Origin of the sequence: Streptomyces sp. UH6 (assembly GCF_013421635.1) — a bacterium.
GTDB lineage: Bacteria > Actinomycetota > Actinomycetes > Streptomycetales > Streptomycetaceae > Streptomyces > Streptomyces abyssomicinicus.
The window spans coordinates 1-2,701 of sequence record NZ_JACADT010000778.1; the positions used below are offsets into that span (position 1 = coordinate 1).

At 73.2% G+C, this 2,701-nt stretch carries 1 protein-coding gene and 1 pseudogene; one reads left to right on the top strand and one right to left on the bottom strand.

Translation table 11 applies throughout. The features are described from left to right. Positions 1–245 (bottom strand): annotated as a pseudogene (locus HW445_RS25695) (hypothetical protein); the annotation flags it as partial. Positions 246–476: 231 nt separating this feature from the next. Here HW445_RS25695 and HW445_RS25700 point away from each other — a divergent pair. Then, a partial coding sequence (locus HW445_RS25700) for a protein kinase (protein ID WP_180223285.1) occupies positions 477–2,701 on the top strand: 2,225 nt, incomplete at its 3' end.

A 2,701-nucleotide genomic window follows, 5' to 3' on the forward strand; every position in this document is an offset into this window, starting at 1 on the left:
GCGCGGGCCAGCGGGTCGTAGTCGTGGGCGTCGCGGGGTTCGCCTCCCCCGCCGAGCCGTCGCACCGCCGCGCGCAGCAGGTCCTCTATGCCGTCGAGTTCGTCGTCCGGGCCGGTGCAGAAACCGGCCGCGGTCCCGGCGGCGCGCAGCGCGTCACGGGGGCAGAGTCTCAGCCGGGGAAACCCTCGCTGCCTCAGTTCCCGCAACTCGCCGGTCAACTCCTCACGCGAGGGCAGCATGCTCATGGGATGCATGGTAAACCCGCACCGGCGCCTCTCGGCCGGGTGAGACCTTTCCGGATGATCACCTTCGAGTTGTGGCCTGTTCTCGCCGGAAAACCCCGCGCGACCCGCCCTCCGGGGCGATCCCGGTGATCCTTTCAATCACCCCTGGCGACCGCGCCATTTCGGCTAGTCTCCTGATCTCCACGCCCATTCCGGACCGCGGCACGGCCGCACCCGTCGGAAGGCCGGACCATGTCCCACACTGATCCCACCGATTTCGTCCCGTCGGACGAGAACGGCTTTTCCCGGGCACACGAGTTCGAAGCGCGGGGCGTCACCGCGACGGTGCCCCCGGAACTCGCCGACCGGTTCGCCCTGCTGCGGGTCATCCAGCCGGCCGCGCGGGTGTCGCAGGCCATGGTGCTGCGCGTGCGCGACCTCACCGGCCCCACGCCCGACCTGCCGCTCGTCCTCAAGTGGTACCACCACCGGCACGCGCCGCAGCCCGAGGTGGCCCGGGTGATGCGGGAGGAGGGGCCCCATCTGGAGCGCCTGCTGGAGCAGGGGGTGACGGGCGGCAATCCCTACCACCTCTGCCGGTCGCACGGCGAGACCCATCTGGGCGATCACCGGCGGGCCCATCCCGACGGCATGCCGGCCGACCGGCTCACGGGTCTGGTGCGGCAGTTGCACGCCGCCGTGGCCCACCTGCACGAACACGAGATCGTGCACCGGGACATCACCCCGGACAACATCGTGGTCCAGTCGCACGGGGACGCCCCCGAGATCGTGCTGGTCGACCTCGGCGCCGCGGTGTTCCGCCCCGGCCTCCGGCGGCACGTCGACTGGCGGGGCAAGCCGCTCTACCTGGCCCCGGAGGCCGGGGCCAGGCGCCAGACGGTCTCGGAGGCCGGGGACTGGTGGTCGGTCGGCATGGTGGTCGCGGAACTGCACCTGGGGCGCCCGATCCTGGACGAACGCGAGGACGAGGCGGTCCTCCAGGCGGTCGCCACCCGGGACCCCGAGGTGGACCGGATCGAGGACCGCCGGATCCGTCTGCTGTGCGCGGGGCTGCTGACGCGCAACCCGGAGCACCGCTGGGGGGCCGACGAGGTGGAGGAGTGGCTGGACGGCGGCTCCCCGCCCACCGCGCCGCGGGACACCGGTGCGGCGCGAAGGGCCGCACCGGAGCCGGAGATCCGCCCGTTCGACTTCGTCAACAAGCAGTTCACCGTGCGGGAACCGCTGGCCATGGCACTGGACCTCTATCACACGAACGCCCACCAGATGCTGGCCGATCCGCAGCGGCGGGCCGAACTGTGCGACTGGCTGCGGCAGTTCGCCCCGGAGGGGAACGCGGCCGGGAGCGGGGGCGGCGAGCCGGCCCGGCTGTGCGAGCAACTGCGCGAGGAGCCCACCCCGGAGGTCTTCACGCGGCTCGTCAACTGGCTGGGGCCGGAGCTGGAGGCGTCCTGCTGGGGCTGGCCCCTCACCGTCCGCGGCATCCGCGACCTGGGCGCGCGGGTCGCGGGGGGAGACGGCGGCGCCCTCCAGCTCGTCGAGCACCTGAGACGATTCCCCGGCGTCCTCACGGAACTGGCGCACCGCCCGGCCGGCGAGGGCCTGGCGGAGGTCGCCGCCCACTGGCAGGCACTGGGAGCCGAGTGGCAGCACCTGGTGCGCGAGCTGCTCGCCCTGCCGGACGTGCGGAGGCTGCGCGGAGTGCGGCAGACCCTGCGGCGGACCGCCGCGGTCGACATGCTGCTGCTCCAGCTCGCCCGCGAGCCCGAGCGGATGGAGGCGCAACTCACGCAGGAGGCCGTGCGGTTCGAGAGCGGTCTGCCTCCCGGCGGGGAGGTGCCGTGGTTCAGCGGGCTGCTGCGTCCGACCGACGACGACACCAACCGCCGTCTGCGGCTGGTCGCCGCCAGGCTGCTCACCCCGCTCGCCTCACGGGATGCGGACGAGCGGCACCGGCGGATGCTGCTGGACGAGGCGGAGCGGCGGTTCCGGGAGGACCAGGACGGGGCCATCGCCGTGCTGCAGCGCCTGGACCTGCTGCCCACCCTGGGCTGGGCGCTGCTGGGCGCCCTGATGGTCACGTTCCCGTACAGCTTCCTGATCGGTCTGGCGGACGTCCTCGGCCGGGCGTCCCAGGAGGAGGTGGTCACGGCCTGGATATGGAGTCTCGCGCTGACTCCGCCGGTCTTCGCCGCCGAGATGTTCACCGCGGTCTGGATCCGGCCGCCCGCCTACCATCCGGACCATTCGCTCGCCGGCCCCCTGATCCGCAACGCGGAGCGGCCGGCCAGGCTCGCGCTGTCCGGCCGCATGGCCCTGCTGGTGGGCTCGCTGGTGCTGGTCGCGGTGGCCTTCCTCGTCTGGGCGACGCTGGCCCGCCTCCCCTGGCTGTGGCCGCTGGCCTCGACGGCCGCGGTGGTGGTGTGGAGCGTGGTCCGCTGTGTCCGCTGGAGCCT